This window comes from Rhodoflexus sp. (assembly GCF_053489755.1).
On the sequence record NZ_JBRCHD010000040.1, the window covers coordinates 22208 to 38216 of the forward strand.

A 16009-nucleotide genomic window follows, 5' to 3' on the forward strand; every position below is an offset into this window, starting at 1 on the left:
ATTGCGCCTTTTGAAGTCCTTTTTGCTGCCTGATGCAGCGAAGGGGCTTTTTATTTTGTGTGAAAAAAATGCGATGGCACAATACCTTGAAATTTTGAGAAAACAAATCAGCAAAGCAGCCAAAGTAAGAGAGCTGCACGCTGCCGGATATTCCAAAAAATCAATCATTCAATGGCTTACTATTTCGCAGGGACAGTACGAGCAAGCGCTCAGAGGCAAAGCAGCCCGCGTGGGCAGGAACGCAGCCCAACCTGCAACCAATACCGAGCGTATAGTTACCCGAAGCGCAAATTTACGCGCAACAGTAAACCCCGATAATTCACGGCAAATATTTGCAATTACAGAAGGTTTCGGCACAAAGTCGGAAAAGGCTCGTAAGCTGGCTGCTTTGGGTATTGGCACTTCCGAAATCGCCAGACTGCTGGGGATGTCCGTAGGGCACGCTCGGCAGGCTATACAAGGGCGTGGTTCACGCAGCGCCGGCACAAGGACTGCTTCCACTACTAACAAAAACGACTCGCAAAGCAGTAGCAGTAATGAGGAAACTTTTATCGATTCAAGAGCCTTCTCTACAAATCCACAAGAATTGTTTGACTATATAGAAGAAACGGGCTACGCAAAAATTGACACGTTTTATGCGCGTTTGAAATTGGCAGAAAAAGCTGCGAGCAAACATCGCAGCATAGATGAAAAAATAAAGGCAACTTATCCTTACGTTAGCAGTTCATTATTAGCTGGGTCGATATTACGTATTACATCAAGTGAAATTCGTCAAAAGTATAATGACTTAGGGCTAATTGATGAGTTTGGTAATACATCTACATCTGTGATGAGGTTTACTGACCAGCAGGTTATTGAAAAAGCTAAAAAAGAGATTATTAAAGTAATGAAATCTAATAAAAGTACCGAAGATAAAGTTGTTGAAATGGCTCAGTTAGGGCTTGGTGCTTATGCGATTTCCAGACTGCTTCGCATTCCTATTAATAAAGGTGATTTAATAGACATAGTAAGGACTACACAACGCACAATGAGATGGGGCTATGTCACAAAGAACCCGAAACGCTGAATCTGCCGCACCTTTAGGGGTTACTTTCCCTTTACCAGAGGCTAATCTTAGCCTTTTTTTAAGACATTTTCAGGGCGTTTTAAAGGCGCTTTTCCCTTTAAGCCTTTTAATCGACCGTATATTTTTGTATCTCAATAATATCAAAAAAATACAGAAGGCATGGACTCAAATCAATTGAAGGAATACGGCGTTACGGCGCTGGTGGCGCTTGCCGCAGCCCTGCTGTTTATCGTTTTGGCGAAGCCACTCGGATACGCTCGCTGGGTAAATAATAAATTCAGAGGATAATCAAACAACAAATTTTTGACAAAATGAGCAAAATTGAAAATTTAGCAATGCAGGCTGAATCAAACAGTAAGTTTTCAAACTTCAACAGCGAAGATATGCTGTTCAGTAACAAAGTCAGCGCTTCTAACTTTGGTGGAGTTGGCAAAATGCGCAACATTCCTGAAGGAGAAGAAACGCTGATTTTTACGATTAGAAACACTGGCACAGCAAAGGCGACTGCCATCCTGTTTGATGCTATCGACCAGTCTCCACAGCCTACTAACGTAGAGGTGGACTTGGCAGGTGGTACGCATAACCGACTGCGCGAGCAAATCAAGGCGATGGGAGCATTCCTGATTGAGGGCGTGAGCTATATCGTAACCACCGATGCGCAGCGCAACGAGCAGTGGAAAGCTGTTGAGAAGCCAATCGGTGCCGGTGCTGAAAGCGTAAAGCCTATTTTGCCAATCACATGGAAAGGCAACAAGGAGCAGGACACCAAACACCTGATCGACCCGACTTTTGAGCTGGGCGTTACGCCTAACACAAAGCTGGAGGTACCGGTGCTGGCTAACGAAACTATCACCATCCGCTTTCAAATTAAAGCACGTGCCAACCTCATCAACATCCTTCGCGGTGTTTCTGCGGTTGAAATGTCGCGCACCAATCCGCTGATCGGTAAATAGTAATCGCTAATAAAGTTTAGGTTTGTTTGCAGCCCATGCCCAAGGTTGGGCGTGGGCTTTTTTTGCTAAAAAATATGACACAGACAGAAGAAAAAACGCATCTGGAACAGCTAATTAGTTACTGCGTTTCCTGCAATCCGGATGGCATAAGAAGCATTCTTATCGAGAATGACTTAGCGACCTATGAAACGCCGTTTCATATGGAAAAGGCTGCAATGGAGCTTGTGCGCAGGGATGGCGTGGAAGGTGTAGTTGAAATCCTGTCGGTTCACCCTGACAAGGAGGCGCTCACCGAAGCTATGTCAGCGGCAGCGGCTGAAGATCCTTCGGCAGACAGTCCAATCGGCACACCGGAAGAAGAACCCAAGAAGCCATGTGGCTGTGGCGGTGGTACGCACGACGACCATCATCACAACGAGCGTGGAAGCGAATCCGGACAAGGATTCATCGCAAAATATGTGGACGGCAAGGAGGATTACTGGCTGGTTGCTATCGCAGCCATGACTGCAATCGCCATGCTCGCATTAATATTTAAAGACTAATCAAATGGCTTTAGATCCAGCAACAGCCGCAATCGCGCAGGCCGTCGGCGCTGTCGTTGGTGGCGGTATGCAACTCGGCAGTCAAGCGCTGCAAAATCGTGCACAAAGGGATGTTCTCAACGCACAAATAAAAATGCAGGAGGAGCAAAACAGGCAGGCGCTTTTTACCACCTCCGCCGGTATGCTGCAAAACAGAAACACGATTACGCAGGCGCAAACAAAGACTGGCGACACGGCTTTCCGGACTTCTAATAAAGCGCTTTGGATCGGAGGCATGGTGCTGATTTTTGCAATAATCGTCATCTTAACCGTGTTGAAAAAATGAGCGTGTTTACGGCATTATTCGGAGTTTTCGGTGGATCGGCAGATCGTCAGCAAACGCGATTCACTACCAGGCAAAGCGGCATAAGAGACGACCAGACGGCAGAAGTGATGCAGAACATCAACAACAGCCAGCTGGCGCAGGCGCAAACCGGAATGGTGCAGGCTGCCGTTTCCGCAGCCAACTCACAAACCGACCTGAACGCGTGGAATACGATTGTGGGCAGCGGAACGGAAGGGCAGGGGGAGTGGCTCCAGCCCTGGTTTGGAGGGCAGCAAAACCGCGATTTTTCCGCACCAATGGCGCGAACAGCGCTTTACATCGGCGCAGGTATGTTCGTTCTGCTGATTTTAGTAGTTGTAATATCTATGAGCAAGGGAGGGAATAAAAAATGACAGATCTTATTTATCCGAGAACTGACATATATAGCGATTTTTTACGAGATGCCTGCTTTGGTAACAAAGCCTGCCAGGCGCGTCGCAACGCACAAATAGCAGCGCAGGCGGCACAGGCAAAAGAACTTGCAAGGCAGTTAGCGCTTAAAAATGATGCGGTCGAATTGGAAAATCAGCGCCGCGAAATGCTTGCTGAAGTCGAAGTAGAAAAAGCACGAATAGAGGCAGAGTCGCTCGAAGCTAACAACAGGGCAAAGGAATTGGAATTGCGCCTGCGCGAACTTGAGAAAACAACACAAATTCAAACGCAGGCACAACTCGGCGCAGCAGCGGTGGACAGGGCAAACATCCTCAATATCGGCGAACGCGATCAGCTTTCCTTGCAAACAAATGTGAGCGAAATAGATAAGCAACGTCGCACCCTGCTACTGGCAGGCGGAGGCGTGGCTGTAATGATATTTATTGTGGTGCTTGTAATGATTATCAAATGAGAAGCAAATATTCATATTTCAATGAGCCATTCGGTCGCTCGTATGAGCCTGACTTTGAAACAATACCCGAATTTCAATCGGCGGTCGAGCCTTCAAATTTGCAGCAGGCTGCAGTTATCAGCTCGCCGCAGCCATATGAAAGCGCAACTGTTTTAAGCACTCCGGTACAGCAAACAGCACCGCAAACAGGGCGCACAGAAGACCCGCAGGCAAATATGCTGACACCATTCCCAGTACAGCAAACCGATCATGGACTTCCGAGCGAGGATTTTCGTGCGCAAAATCAAACGCAGCCAGCTGCAAAAGACAATACTCTGCTTTATGCAGGTATTGGTGCCGGCGTGCTGCTCATTATCGTTTTAGTATTGATTTTGAAAAAGAAAAAATAGTAATATGTCAAGATTTAGCCTCCCAATCATTCCAGCCTACAACGGCGCAGTAACAGGCTCGCCGCGTGAGCCAGGCTCGCCGCGAGACTATTTCCATCAGCCTATCGGTGAAGAATATTTGGTAATGACAAAGGCGCAAATGCTCCAGCATTACCAAGCGATTTTAAACTATATCGGCGACGTTTTTGAAGGCAACCGCAGTGAGCGATTCCCTTTAGTGATCCAGACGCAAGACATTGAACGCTGTTTGGATATGCTTTGCGACCGTTACGAGCATTACACAAACTGCCGTATCGTCGTTAAACCGAGTGTTCTTGTAAGTGGACCAAGCGTCGGCGAAGGCGCTCTTATGCCGAACGGACAGGAGGGCGTGGCTTTTTATGTGCAACTGGAAGGCATACTCGTCGCAACAAGCGAAAGAGGCGCAATTACGGGCGGTAGGATGCAGGTTATAGATGGCGCAGGCTTTATTACAGTCGGACTGAACGTCCGCAAGATGACACGCCAGTTAGTGCAAAACGTCATGATGAAGCTGCGCCCGTACCAACGGCACGTATCTACACAGGTAGTTACGTCATCAACGCCAAACATTACCAGTACTGCAGGTGGAACGGGAACGGCAGGCAGCACAACTATTAATCAGACACTTGTAAATCAACAGCTTGCTGCTGCTTTGGAAGCCGAGCGGCTCCGTGCACAGCAAGAAGCAGAACGGCTCAGGCTGGAGGCTGCCGCTGCCGAAGCAGCAGCGCAGGCGCAACGCGAAAGGCTTGCAATTACCGCAGCCGAGCAAGAGCGCCTCAGAATAGAGGAGGAGCAGCGCCGGCTGCGCGATGCTGCTGCGCTATTGCAACAGCAGGCAGCACAGACCTATAACGCAACCCTTCAGGCGCAACGCGCAGCGCAGGAGCAGCAGGCGAGGCAACAGTTGCAACAGCAGGCAACCTTAGACGCAACACAAAGAGCCTTGCGAGAAGAGCAAGCGCGAATTGCCGCTTTGAAAAGTGCTCAAACAGCAGCGATGAACGTGCAAATTCAAGCCATGCCAGGCAAGCCCGACTTGTTCAATCAACTGCCAACAGGTCTTAGACCTGCGCAGGAAAATACTGTGCTTGGCAACATTCCGTCAGTTATCGAAACCGACAGGGATCCGATCTATTCCGGTGGTGTTTTGGCAGATGAGATCGGACGCAGCGGCAGAATCGACGAAGACACTCGTACAGGCATTACGGATAACAACGATACGCCGATCCATAAAAAATGGTGGTTCTGGCTGCTCATTGTACTGCTACTTGCTGCATTAGCTGGTGGTGCTTGGTGGTACTTTAAAAAGTACAAAAAGGGCGGCAAGAAAGACGGCAAAAAAGCGAACGCATCAGATACAAAAGATTTATCAACTAAAAAATAAAAGCATAAAATGGCAGTTTTTAGAACCCCTTGGGATATCATGAATGAGCGCAATGAGCAGCTAATTAGAGATCTCAGATTGAGGAAGCAAAATGAGGTTGATGCACCTATTGAAGATTTAAAAAATAGGCTTATAGAGGCAGAGACAAGATGGATTGCCTTTATGAATTCTAATAGCAAATTCAGAGATTGGTGGAGAAAAAACTCCAGCTTGTATTATCAAAATGGCACATTCCCATTTCCCGATCTCCAAAGTCAGTTTAATGAAATACATTCGGCAGTAGAATCTGCAAGATTAATTTTAAGCAGAACCGAGGAGCGCCTTCGTCCGGTTGATAATGATATTCGTACTAAACTCGCAGCTATAATAAATGATCCAGAGCTTATCAAAGCAAGAAGGCAGCATGATTACATCGTCAGATGGCGATATGATCCAATGCCTCTTTTAGAAGGTGTGCTTGGAGGATTCGGTGATGGGAGAAATTTTATCAAGTATTTTGAGCTTTTGAGAGAGGAGCGCAGGCCGTTAAGCGCGTTCGCATCGAGATATTACACATTTGCAAAAAGAGCGTTGGATTTAATCAATGATCCGAATGCTTCACCTCTTACAAGGTTTAATTTTTTGATGGACGAGTGGGATGTTGAAACAAAAAATCCTAATTTTCCACATTTGCGAAGGCTTATTTTGGAGGGCGCAGATCCAATAATAGAGGTACGCAGCGTTATTGATATTGGTCGAGCTATCGAAGAGCGTCGCGCTTTGGAACAGCAAATCGCCCAGCAGCAGGAGCAAGCGCGTTTGGCTGCTTTGCAGCAACCCTTGCCGGTTCCCTCTGTTATGCCAGCCGATCCAGCCGGAAGTATTATTGTAGCAACGCCACCAGCACCTGTGGTGCAGCCTGCGGTAATGCCACCCAGTCCCGTGCCGCAAATCGAGCAGCAGCCTGTTGCACCGCCACCGCCTCCGGTAACATCGCAGCCTGCCGTTCAGCAAACAATTCAGCAAGCCGCTGCCGCTATCGAGCAGCAGCCCAAAGCCGCTGACGGGCTGACACAAGCCGACTTGCAAGTAGCAATCGCACAGGCTGTTGCCGCAGCGCAGCCAACCCAGCAAGGCGTAACACCCGAACAGGTGCAGGCAGCTATCGCACAGGCTGTTGCGGCAGTAAAAGCCGAAGCAGAATCCGCAAGAAGAGACAACAAGCCCGAACTCACAATCGACGACATCAAGTCGGTGGTTGCTTCTGCTGTTGGTCGGTCGGCAGAAAAAAGCGCAGCAGAAGTTGCGGCAACGCCAACCATTGCACAAGTGGTGGCAGCCGATGGCAACTGGTTTACCCAAAGAACAGCAGGACTGCCTAACTGGGCGCTAATCGCTGTCGGATTGGTCGTTTTGGCAAGCATCGGTGGAGGTATTTGGTACGCAACTAAAGGTGATTAATATGTTGGAGTGCGATGAAAAAACGCAGTCTATGCGTATCAAAGAAGCGCCAGAAGAAGTATGCTTAACTGCGCCTCAGATACAAGGGTTAGTCCGAGGTGGATACTTTGTCGGCTTTGGCGTGTGCGCAATTTTATTCCTTGTTGGAATAGTGATCTACAGCCTAACACGTAAAAAATGATTAGCCTGCTGAATGTAGATTGTCGCGCCGACGGGATGTGCCACGGCACAGAAAGACTTCCAACCGGAAGCGGTCGCACGCATTCTTTCCATCGCAGCCTGATTGGGCAGTATAAAATAGAAACATGGTCGCCAAATACGGCTTGGCGACCAACCACACAAACGCAAACGAATATGACAGATATAAGCAACACTGTTGTCCGTCCGATGCCAACCTTGCAGGCAGGCGTTGGCAGTCTGGAAATGCCTCGCATCGACATCGGTCAGCATTACGCCTCACGCCAAACTGAAATAAATCAGCAAATGACTGAGGCGCAGAAGCGCATCAATGCAGAAACGGCAGCAATTTTTACCAATGCGCTCAATCAGCAAAATGCGCAAAATACCAGCGGTTTGGCTGGCACTTTTCAAAATGGGCTGATTGATGCGAGAGCGGCACAGCCGCAGCCAGCAAACGCCGGAATACCTTCTTGGGTGTATTTCGCGGCAGGGGCAGTAATTCTTTTGTTGATACTGTTTTTTGTAATGAAAAAATGAGCGAGGATAGAAGCAAATTAGGATCTTTCATATTCGAGGGCGGTGCGCAAAAAGTATTAGGCACAGCCGGTCTTTTGCTGGGAACTGTGCAGCAGTTGGACAGCATCTATCGGACACAGCCAATCAATCCAAGCGGAAGCGGACAAATGGACGCGCAAATGCTGGCTGCTTTGGCAGAACAGCAGCGACGAGCCGCAGAAGCTGCCGCAGCCGAAGCAGAGCGCCAACGTCGCGAGCAACGCAACAGACAACTAATGTTATTTGGTGGTGTTGCGCTTGCAGTCGTTCTTATTATCATCATTGTAAATAAAAAATAATGGCATACGCAAGAAGTACAATAGCAAACGAAAGTCGCGTGGTAACTCTTCCTGCCATGCGCGAGCGAGGTTTTTTAGAGGGCGTGGAGGACATAGCAAGGCAGTACAATATGCCTGCTGACTGGTTGCTGATGGTAATGCTCGGAGAGTCGGGACTAAATCCAAGGGCAGTGCCTTCTGATGGCGGATCCGCACACGGACTGATGCAGTGGATACCTTCAACGGCTTACACCGAAATCGCGAACAGAACCGGACGAACTTACACACGGGAGGGCGTACTGGCTATGACAGCCGTCCAGCAGTTGGCAGTGGTGCGCGATTGGATGCGCGTGCTCATGGGCGCTTATGCACGTGGTGGCGTGCAGTCCTTTTGGCATTTATACCTGCTCAACTTTCTGCCGTCGCAGGCCACAGCGCGTTGGAATAGCGACTTTTCATTTGCAAGCCAAGGCAATGTTGAGTGTTTGGGCGTAAAATACACGCTGAACCGCTGGCGAGCGTTTATTGAGTTCAAAACCTGCCGTTTGCGCCGCGATTTTGGCGTAACAGCGCCGGCTCCTCCGAGCTTCATGCAGGCAACTGCTGCGGTGGCTTCCACGCCGGTCAGTAGTGCGCCGGCTGATATTGCTCGCGTTGATAGCCTCCGTGCTACTATTACTCCTTTACCTACGTTAAATCCTGTACCAATGCCGGTTGTGGCGACTACTGCCACACCTTTGCGGCAGCGAACAGGCTTTTTCAGTTGGCTATCTAACCTTTTTGCCCCAAGGCGCACTATGAGCGCTTTTGCAGGCGATAACAACTCCTACAACCCTAACCAAGACCTCAATCAATGCTTTATTTTATTGACTTTCTGCTTATCAGCATTATTGCTATTTGCAGTTTTATTCAAAGGCTCCCAATCGGCATGATATTTTCAAAATTCGAAGCCATACCAACAGTAGTTATCGGGCTGGTGGGCGCAATAACTGCTTATGTTTTAGCAATTATTGCCGACATAGACGCGACTGTGCTCAAGGGATTAAACGAACTCGGCGTTACTGCATTGCTCGGTTTTTTCGCAATTCAGTTTTTCAGAGCAAACAAAGAACTGATGGTCAACTTTTCAAATGCTATGGATAAGGTCGTCGCTGTTTTCGATAATCGCATTGAAAAAATGCGTGAAGAGCACGCCAGAGAACGCAAAGAATTAATCGAACAAATGAACCGCGAAATGGCAGAGGAGCGCGCACACAGCATTAAAATTACCGCAGCGATTATGGGCGTGAGTGGTAAAAAATTCGCTCAGGCATACAAAGACGCAGAGGCAGAAGTAAATAGCGAAACCAGAAAATAATTATGGTAGAAATACAAGACGAACAATGGCGATGGGTCGGCAGGCTGGCAATGGTACTGAGTATCGTTACTGCCATTTTTTCAATCATGAACTATTTTGAAGAGAAAGCCTATCGGCGCGAGATGGAGAAAAAGAAAATAATTATCTAAGCATGAAATGAAGACTCCGATAACTTATTATGGTGGCAAGCAAAAACTTGCAAATGAAATCGTAAGCATGATGCCCAAGCACACGCAATATGTGGAGCCTTTTTTCGGTGGCGGAGCAGTTCTTTTTGCCAAGCCACCCTCGCAGCACGAGGTAATCAACGACCTAAACGGCGACGTAATCAACTTTTGGCAGGTGCTAAAAACTGATTTCTCAAAATTAAAATCAAAAATCGATGCAACCCTTCACAGCGAAGCACAACACAGGCTGGCAAAAGAAATATTAACATCTAATAAAGGTGATAAAGTGACCAGAGCGTGGGCATTTTGGGTGCAAACCAATATGAGTTTCGCGGGAGGTATAGGAAAAGGATTTGCATTCGATAATGTTGGCAAAAGCACAAAAACACTTCGATATAAGAGTGAAGACTTTACAAAAAGTCTATCTGAAAGGCTTAGAAATTTAGAAATATTTAGCCGAGATGCAGTGGATTTAATTAAATTGAAAGATAGTAAAACAACCTTCTTTTATTGCGATCCGCCTTATTTATCATCTCACAAAGGGCACTACAAAAATTATACGGAAGCAGACTTTAAAAATCTGTTAGACACGCTTTCCAAAATCAAAGGGAAGTTCTTATTGAGCAGCTACGATGAGGCGATTCTGAAAAAGTACAAGACAAAGTTTGGCTGGAAGCAGAAAAAGAAAACGCAGGTAATATCTGCGCACAAATACATAAGTAAAAATACAAAATATAAAGTGGAGGTAATGACATGGAATTATTAGCATTTGACTACGAGTGGGAGTTTTCCTTTGGCGATAAGCCTTTTCCGGTACTTACCGACAAAACTGAAAAAATAGCCGGCTTAGCATGGCCGCAGTTTTTTGCGGTTGCCATTGGTCTGATTTCTGTCGTTTTGATTTTTGCAAAAAAATGATGCACCGCTTTGTTGTTGAAACTCCACCGCTGCAAAACACAGCAGTATTTACGGCAGATGCAACAGCGCCTGCCGTTTTGCATATTACCTGTAAGTCGGGCGCTAATACCTACCTGCGCCGCGATTTGCGCTTACAGGCTGGCAGCCATACTTTTACTGTTCCTTTGTCCTATTTGCCAGATGCTTACGAAATAAGCGTCTCGCGCACTGAAGGAGCACCGGTTGTGCTGACCCAACATGAAGTAAAGCCTTTGCAGATTGCCTTTCCAGAGTACCCGACCGAGCGCGACAGAGCTTTTATAGGTTTTGCCTTGTGGTTGGCAGAGCGCCTGCCCGAATTGCAGCAAAACCGCAGCTATACGGACAGCAAAGGGCATAAGGTACATTATATGCCTAAAGTCGCCGATCTGCACACGGGCGAGGTGATAAACACGCCTGCGCGTGTGGACAGAAGCACAGGGGAGATATTTGTTTCCGCAGCCGATTTGTTGCCTGCCACCGTGCCGATGCGCTTGTTTGTACTGCTGCATGAATACGTACACTTCCGCAACCAGACCACAAACGAGTTTGAATGCGACCGCGTGGCTGCCAACCTGTACCGAGCGCAGGGCTGGCCAAAAATCGAGGCGCTTTATGCTCTCACCAAGTTTTTCACAAAACCGATGGAAAGCGGCAGGCTGGCAGAAATTATGTCGCTGCCCTTGTCGGGCATGGAAGGTAAAAGCGAGCAGGAGCGCCGCGTGATCGAGCTTAAAAATCATATCGAAAGAAACTTGTAATGCAGTTTGTTTACCCGATAACCAACCCGAAAAACGAGGCTCAGGCAGTGCGCCTTGGCGGTGGCGGACTCGTCGCAGCAGAGGCTGGCGAGTTGGTGCAGGTAAACTTTACGCGAGAGGCACAAGGGAGCGCAAACGGATACCAGCCTGCTGCCGCGCTGCCCGATGGCGTACTTTTAAGCACGCACTACACCTTTAGCGCAGCTTCGTGTCCCGAATTTTTCGCGCGCTTTCTTACGCAAAGTCCGCAGCCTTCTTTGCCTGCCGGATGGCGATTCGCGATTGCCATTGCCGACGCGGATGCAAGCGTTTCCCTGAGCGATTTTGAACAACCGCAGTCCGAGTTGCTGCCTTATCAAATCGTCGGGCAGGAAAATGAGTTGCTGGAGTACAGCCGGCTGGGGAATGCGCCTCGCCTGCTGACAACATCAGTAAACGAGGGATATTTCGTGCGCTTTATGATGCCTGCCGAAAAAGCCAACCTGCAAAGCGGTAAAACGTACAGGCTGTATTTTTTTGCACAAGGGGAGTGGACAATGGAATTATACGCCAACCCTGCGCTGCCTGTTTATCCGCAGTTTGTCAATTTAGATGCCATATTACCGCCTGATATAGCCGAGCAACTTGTCAGGGATTCGGCTGGCGCAGCCGGCGCGAATGCTCGTATTATTGAGCAGTTACTTATCAAGTCCGACTCCTTTCGCGAGCTTCCGTTTATCCGCATTGTAATTGAAAATCCGGACGGCAGCAGAACCGTTCGCGAAATATACCCAACACCCAACAACACCGGTGGTGCGCAAGTATGGGAGGTTGATCTGAGCGAGGAGGAGGCAGTACTTAATATCGGCGCTTATTTAGAGTTTGTGGCTCCGCCAAACAGTTCTTTTTCTGTGCAGGGACGGGCTTCCGCGAGCCTTTCCGAATGTCTGCTTTGCATCATGCGGCAGATGTCCAGACTTCAAAAACAAGGAAAATTATGTATCAGTTAAGCGATTTTGACTCGCCCGATGCACCTGGATCAGGCGAGCGACATATGGACAGAGCGCACGTTGCGATGCTTAACCGAGCAGGAAAGGCTGCCGGATTTTACCCCAAAATTAACTCCGGATACCGAACGCCTGCGCACAACCGAGCGGTTGGTGGCGTGGGTAATTCCTGCCATATGCAAGGCAAAGCGAGCGACCTTTCGCTGCGCCTGCGTGCAGATTTTGACAGAATAGCGCCTGCTCTCGTCGCTGTTGGCTTTCGTCGCTTTGGTGTGGCTTCTACCTACCTGCACGTGGACAATTGCGATGGCGAGGCTGTATGGACGTATGGCGGTGGCGCTGAGATTGATTACCGAAACAAACGCATCAGGGAGCTTATGGGGCAGTCCTGGTATTTGTCCGATCTGCTTGGCGAAGAAGAACGCGGCGACCGCCCGTGGTTGCGTGTATTGTTGCTGGTTCTTGCAGCAGCCCTGCTTTACTATTTTTTCATTCTCAAAAATGGGCGTTTTTAAAGCCACCTTTGCAACCCTTTTTGCGCCTTTCATTGTCGCTTCCAAGTGCCTGTAAAAATAGATTTGCAGGTAAAAATTGGAAGATATGAAACCATTGTTATTAGCAGCCGTCAACATTGGATTATCTGCTTTAGCCGGATTGATTCGCGACGCAAAAAATCCGCGTGTGCGCGAGTTTTTAATTTCTGAAAAAACGCAGCGCACAATTGGCGATGTCTTTCAGGCATACACCAACATTGTCGCAGAAATCGACGACGATCCTAACACTCGCCCAACCCCTCTGAGCTAATGAGCAGCAGCGTGATGGCGATCCCTGCTTTCGACTCGTCCTCTGCACGCTGGATTGAGTGGCATAAGTCGCTCAGAAAAGCAGTCGGCGGAGACGAGGCGAACGCGCTTTTTATCGAAGCGTGGGAGCTTCGTGTGGGCAAAGAGGCAGGGAAAGCGGACAGCCAACTGCGCGAATATATGCGCACACAAGGCGTTGAGCTTGCCGCAACGCGCTGGGAAAAGCTGTACGATTCTGCAAGCGCCGGCTTCGACTTTTTGGCGAAAATCGGACTTACTGTCGGAACCGGTGTACTGATTTTCCGCGTTGTAATTCCTGCAATTCTTTCGCTTTTGTTTACCTATTTGGCAATTAGAACCAGCCTCAGATTCGACAATTTGTCGGCAACATTTGAAGATCAGGTTAATAAAAGGCTTAAATGATGAATTTGAAAAAGGTAAATAAGCAGGAGGCATGGCTGATCGGCGGAATAGTCGCAGTTATTGTGGCATGGGTCGCTGCTATGATCGTGCGCAAACAGCGCGAGCGGCTCGTCTCCGACATTCGCGCAGCTATTCGCACAGGAGTCGGCGACAGCGGAGTTGCCGGCGTGATTAGCGCCAACGGCGGACGTCCTTTAACTTTCGAAGAAGGGCGAACCAATACTTCCGAGCGCGACCGATTTGCAGCGCGTGCGGCAGCCGATGCTTTCGAGCTTTGGATGACCGACGGCGATAACAGACCGCCTGCGTCTTTTTTTCCCTTCGGCGCACTGATCCCTAACTTAGACGACGATGCGAAAGCCTTCGAGATCCTCAGCCGGCAGACGAAAACTTCCCTGCGCTGGCTGGATTTTTCATTTAACGAATTATTTAAAATGAGCGTGGACACATTCCTGCGCACAAGGCTTTTTGATGACTTTGGCGATGGAGCGAAGCTGCAACGTGCATACGATATTGTAAGAAACTTACCTGATTAGACATGAATAAGAAGAACCAAAAGACATTTATACTTGGTGCAATTATCGTTCTGCTCATGTTAGCAGGATATACTGCGCTGGCATCAAAGCCAAAAAACCCAAGCAGCAGTCCTTTTAATCCTTTGCCTCCAAGTCCTCCCTCCGGTGGCGGAACTTTTAGCGGAGGCACATCCGGCGGAAGCACATCCGGCGGTATCGTTGGTACGCCAACGACTGAGATCGGACAGGTTGCCTCGTGGCAGGGAACAGGCTGCCAAGGTCATTACAGGACAAGAGAAGAGTATGTCCGAGCCTTGCAGCGCTTCCTTAATTCAGATCCGCGATTTTTCGGAACCACACGGCTCGTTGTGGACGGCGTTTACGGCAGACTGACCGATGCAGCATCTAATAGAGCAATGCATGCGCTGGGCATAGATGCAGGGCAGTTGGCTTGCAAAGTTGCCTTCTTCGACGGAAAAATAACCCTGCCTTTACCTTATTAAACTTAACGAAAAAATAACCATGGAACAACTGCAAAATATTCTCGGCGTTGTTGGCAGAGACGGCATTCGCACAAACGTTACCGTCCAGCTCACGCCTGAAACGTATCGCAACCTGACCGGCTCAATCGTGTTTGGGTTTCTGCTCTGCGTGCTGATTTGGTTCGCCTTCAAAAAAATTGCTGAATAATGGCACAGTTAGAATATTTCGTTGACTTAAACCTCAACAAGCAGCAGGTTAAAAACCAGCGCATTCACAACGTAACAGATACGGAAGAGACTGCGCTGGCAGCAACCCTTACGGCTGCGGACAAAGGGCTGGTGGTTTACAATACGACCAGCAATAGCTTTAAAGCGTGGAACGGTACTGCCTTTACCGGTACAAGTCCGGCAGGCTTGCTGCTGTTTACTACGACTGTAGACCTGGTGGCAAATACGCCTCTGACCGTTACTCCGACAGGCATAGCGCGACCGTATCAGGTGCAGCTGCGCCTGTCCAATGGACGCGATGCTTATTTGCAGGTAACTGAAAACAACGACAATACAATCGCCTTGGAAAGCCACGTGGCAATTACAGGGCTTTCGGTAAGAGTTATCGGTGCGGCAGCCTAATGAGTACCTTTGGTTTTTATCCTGAGTTTCCGCAAGTTACCGGCGTGGGCAATCCCTCTGCCGGTTTTGCCCGTTTGTACCTTCACGAAGACGGAACCGTTCGCAGGCGCAATTCTGATGGCAGCGAAACTATTTTGCAGGCTGGCACAAGCGGCGGAAGTTCATTTACAACGGGCGATTTCTTTTTGGGCGATGGCTCGGATGGCGATGTTATCATCAGCAGCAACACAACGCTTACGCGCAATATGTTCTATGAAAACCTGACTGTTAATGCAGGTGCAACACTGTTTCCTGCCGGATTTTTTATCTATGTACGGGGCACACTTACTGTAAACGGCAGTATTTCGGCAAGTGGCGGCAATGGAGGCAACGGTGTTATTATAAGTTCATCTGGTGCAGGCGGAGGCGGTGCTGGTGGTGTTGCAGTATCAGGTGGCCAAACAGGTGGAATCGGTGCAGGCACAGGAAGTAATGCAACCTCAACACCACCAAATTTAGGGGTAAGGTCTCCTTCATTCGGAGGTGCAGGTGGCTTGGGTGGCAACGGGGCAGCAAGAAACGCTGCACTGGTTGGCGCAATTACAAGACCGACCGCAGTACAAACTGCTTACGCTTATACGTTATGGTTTTTGAGTCGCATTGAGGCGTTTGGGGTAAGTAATTTTAATATTAGCCAGATTGGTGGCGGCGGCGGCACAGGCGGAGGAATAGAAAAACTTCGTGTAATAAACACCGGCATAGGCGCAGGTGGTGGCGGTGGCGGTGGCGGTGGTATTTTTATCGCCTCAAAAAACATCACAGGCACAGGAAATATTCAATCGCGTGGCGGAAATGGCGGAAATGCTTTAAATATTTCTCCGAATCCTGCCGATACGGCTGGGGATCTTGGTGCTGCCTGCGGCGGCGGCGGCGGCGGCGGCGGTGTTATTA

General features: G+C 48.8%; 26 protein-coding genes and 1 pseudogene. All 27 read left to right on the forward strand.

Going from position 1 to position 16009, the window contains the following annotated elements:
* Nucleotides 1-10 precede the first annotated feature (10 nt).
* Nucleotides 11-1066 carry a hypothetical protein gene (locus ACWIP2_RS09085; RefSeq protein WP_448519611.1) on the forward strand — a complete coding sequence of 352 codons (1056 nt, stop codon included), beginning with the start codon at nt 11-13 and terminating at the stop codon, nt 1064-1066.
* A gap of 159 nt (nt 1067-1225) precedes the next feature.
* Nucleotides 1226-1354, forward strand: a complete 129-nt coding sequence (locus ACWIP2_RS09090; RefSeq protein ID WP_448519612.1) for a hypothetical protein — start codon at nt 1226-1228, stop codon at nt 1352-1354.
* Between the two features lie 23 nt (nt 1355-1377).
* Entirely contained in the window at nt 1378-2019 is a 642-nt protein-coding gene (locus ACWIP2_RS09095) for a hypothetical protein (RefSeq protein ID WP_448519613.1), read from the forward strand.
* 74 nt (nt 2020-2093) lie between these two features.
* Complete coding sequence (locus tag ACWIP2_RS09100; RefSeq protein WP_448519614.1) at nt 2094-2561, forward strand: hypothetical protein; 468 nt, start codon at nt 2094-2096, stop codon at nt 2559-2561.
* 4 nt (nt 2562-2565) lie between these two features.
* Entirely contained in the window at nt 2566-2886 is a 321-nt protein-coding gene (locus ACWIP2_RS09105; protein ID WP_448519615.1) for a hypothetical protein, read from the forward strand.
* A complete protein-coding gene (locus tag ACWIP2_RS09110; protein ID WP_448519616.1) occupies nt 2883-3278 on the forward strand; it encodes a hypothetical protein in 396 nt (131 codons plus the stop codon). The genes ACWIP2_RS09105 and ACWIP2_RS09110 overlap by 4 nt, the downstream gene beginning before the upstream one ends.
* Nucleotides 3275-3769, forward strand: a complete 495-nt coding sequence (locus ACWIP2_RS09115; protein ID WP_448519617.1) for a hypothetical protein — start codon at nt 3275-3277, stop codon at nt 3767-3769. The genes ACWIP2_RS09110 and ACWIP2_RS09115 overlap by 4 nt, the downstream gene beginning before the upstream one ends.
* A complete protein-coding gene (locus ACWIP2_RS09120; RefSeq protein WP_448519618.1) occupies nt 3766-4158 on the forward strand; it encodes a hypothetical protein in 393 nt (130 codons plus the stop codon). Before ACWIP2_RS09115 ends, ACWIP2_RS09120 begins: the two co-directional genes overlap by 4 nt.
* A 4-nt stretch (nt 4159-4162) precedes the next feature.
* A complete protein-coding gene (locus ACWIP2_RS09125) occupies nt 4163-5566 on the forward strand; it encodes a hypothetical protein (RefSeq protein WP_448519619.1) in 1404 nt (467 codons plus the stop codon).
* Between the two features lie 624 nt (nt 5567-6190).
* Nucleotides 6191-7006: a hypothetical protein gene (locus tag ACWIP2_RS09130; protein WP_448519620.1), complete on the forward strand. Its 816-nt coding sequence runs from the start codon at nt 6191-6193 to the stop codon at nt 7004-7006.
* Nucleotides 7007-7183: 177 nt separating this feature from the next.
* Complete coding sequence (locus ACWIP2_RS09135; RefSeq protein ID WP_448519621.1) at nt 7184-7723, forward strand: hypothetical protein; 540 nt, start codon at nt 7184-7186, stop codon at nt 7721-7723.
* On the forward strand, nt 7720-8040 hold the full coding sequence (locus ACWIP2_RS09140) for a hypothetical protein (RefSeq protein WP_448519622.1): 321 nt from the start codon (nt 7720-7722) through the stop codon (nt 8038-8040). Before ACWIP2_RS09135 ends, ACWIP2_RS09140 begins: the two co-directional genes overlap by 4 nt.
* Entirely contained in the window at nt 8040-8951 is a 912-nt protein-coding gene (locus ACWIP2_RS09145; RefSeq protein ID WP_448519623.1) for a transglycosylase SLT domain-containing protein, read from the forward strand. Before ACWIP2_RS09140 ends, ACWIP2_RS09145 begins: the two co-directional genes overlap by 1 nt.
* Nucleotides 8948-9376, forward strand: a complete 429-nt coding sequence (locus tag ACWIP2_RS09150) for a hypothetical protein (RefSeq protein WP_448519624.1) — start codon at nt 8948-8950, stop codon at nt 9374-9376. Before ACWIP2_RS09145 ends, ACWIP2_RS09150 begins: the two co-directional genes overlap by 4 nt.
* Before the next feature lie 2 nt (nt 9377-9378).
* Complete coding sequence (locus tag ACWIP2_RS09155) at nt 9379-9525, forward strand: hypothetical protein (RefSeq protein ID WP_448519625.1); 147 nt, start codon at nt 9379-9381, stop codon at nt 9523-9525.
* Between the two features lie 7 nt (nt 9526-9532).
* Nucleotides 9533-10309: a DNA adenine methylase gene (locus ACWIP2_RS09160; RefSeq protein ID WP_448519626.1), complete on the forward strand. Its 777-nt coding sequence runs from the start codon at nt 9533-9535 to the stop codon at nt 10307-10309.
* Nucleotides 10297-10461, forward strand: coding sequence for a hypothetical protein (locus ACWIP2_RS09165; protein ID WP_448519627.1), 165 nt, complete (start codon nt 10297-10299; stop codon nt 10459-10461). The genes ACWIP2_RS09160 and ACWIP2_RS09165 overlap by 13 nt, the downstream gene beginning before the upstream one ends.
* A complete protein-coding gene (locus tag ACWIP2_RS09170) occupies nt 10458-11240 on the forward strand; it encodes a hypothetical protein (protein ID WP_448519628.1) in 783 nt (260 codons plus the stop codon). Before ACWIP2_RS09165 ends, ACWIP2_RS09170 begins: the two co-directional genes overlap by 4 nt.
* Nucleotides 11240-12229, forward strand: coding sequence for a hypothetical protein (locus ACWIP2_RS09175; RefSeq protein ID WP_448519629.1), 990 nt, complete (start codon nt 11240-11242; stop codon nt 12227-12229). Before ACWIP2_RS09170 ends, ACWIP2_RS09175 begins: the two co-directional genes overlap by 1 nt.
* A complete protein-coding gene (locus ACWIP2_RS09180; RefSeq protein WP_448519630.1) occupies nt 12217-12741 on the forward strand; it encodes a D-Ala-D-Ala carboxypeptidase family metallohydrolase in 525 nt (174 codons plus the stop codon). The genes ACWIP2_RS09175 and ACWIP2_RS09180 overlap by 13 nt, the downstream gene beginning before the upstream one ends.
* Nucleotides 12742-12826: 85 nt before the next feature.
* Nucleotides 12827-13030: a hypothetical protein gene (locus ACWIP2_RS09185; protein ID WP_448519631.1), complete on the forward strand. Its 204-nt coding sequence runs from the start codon at nt 12827-12829 to the stop codon at nt 13028-13030.
* Nucleotides 13030-13452, forward strand: coding sequence for a hypothetical protein (locus ACWIP2_RS09190; RefSeq protein ID WP_448519632.1), 423 nt, complete (start codon nt 13030-13032; stop codon nt 13450-13452). The genes ACWIP2_RS09185 and ACWIP2_RS09190 overlap by 1 nt, the downstream gene beginning before the upstream one ends.
* Nucleotides 13452-13988: a hypothetical protein gene (locus tag ACWIP2_RS09195; protein WP_448519633.1), complete on the forward strand. Its 537-nt coding sequence runs from the start codon at nt 13452-13454 to the stop codon at nt 13986-13988. Before ACWIP2_RS09190 ends, ACWIP2_RS09195 begins: the two co-directional genes overlap by 1 nt.
* A gap of 2 nt (nt 13989-13990) precedes the next feature.
* Nucleotides 13991-14470 (forward strand): hypothetical protein, encoded by a 480-nt coding sequence (locus ACWIP2_RS09200; RefSeq protein WP_448519634.1) that lies wholly within the window; start codon nt 13991-13993, stop codon nt 14468-14470.
* Nucleotides 14471-14489: 19 nt separating this feature from the next.
* Nucleotides 14490-14657 (forward strand): hypothetical protein, encoded by a 168-nt coding sequence (locus ACWIP2_RS09205; protein ID WP_448519635.1) that lies wholly within the window; start codon nt 14490-14492, stop codon nt 14655-14657.
* A complete protein-coding gene (locus tag ACWIP2_RS09210; RefSeq protein WP_448519636.1) occupies nt 14657-15079 on the forward strand; it encodes a hypothetical protein in 423 nt (140 codons plus the stop codon). The genes ACWIP2_RS09205 and ACWIP2_RS09210 overlap by 1 nt, the downstream gene beginning before the upstream one ends.
* Nucleotides 15079-16009, forward strand: a pseudogene (locus tag ACWIP2_RS09215) (hypothetical protein); the annotation flags it as partial. The gene ACWIP2_RS09210 and the pseudogene ACWIP2_RS09215, both read left to right, overlap by 1 nt.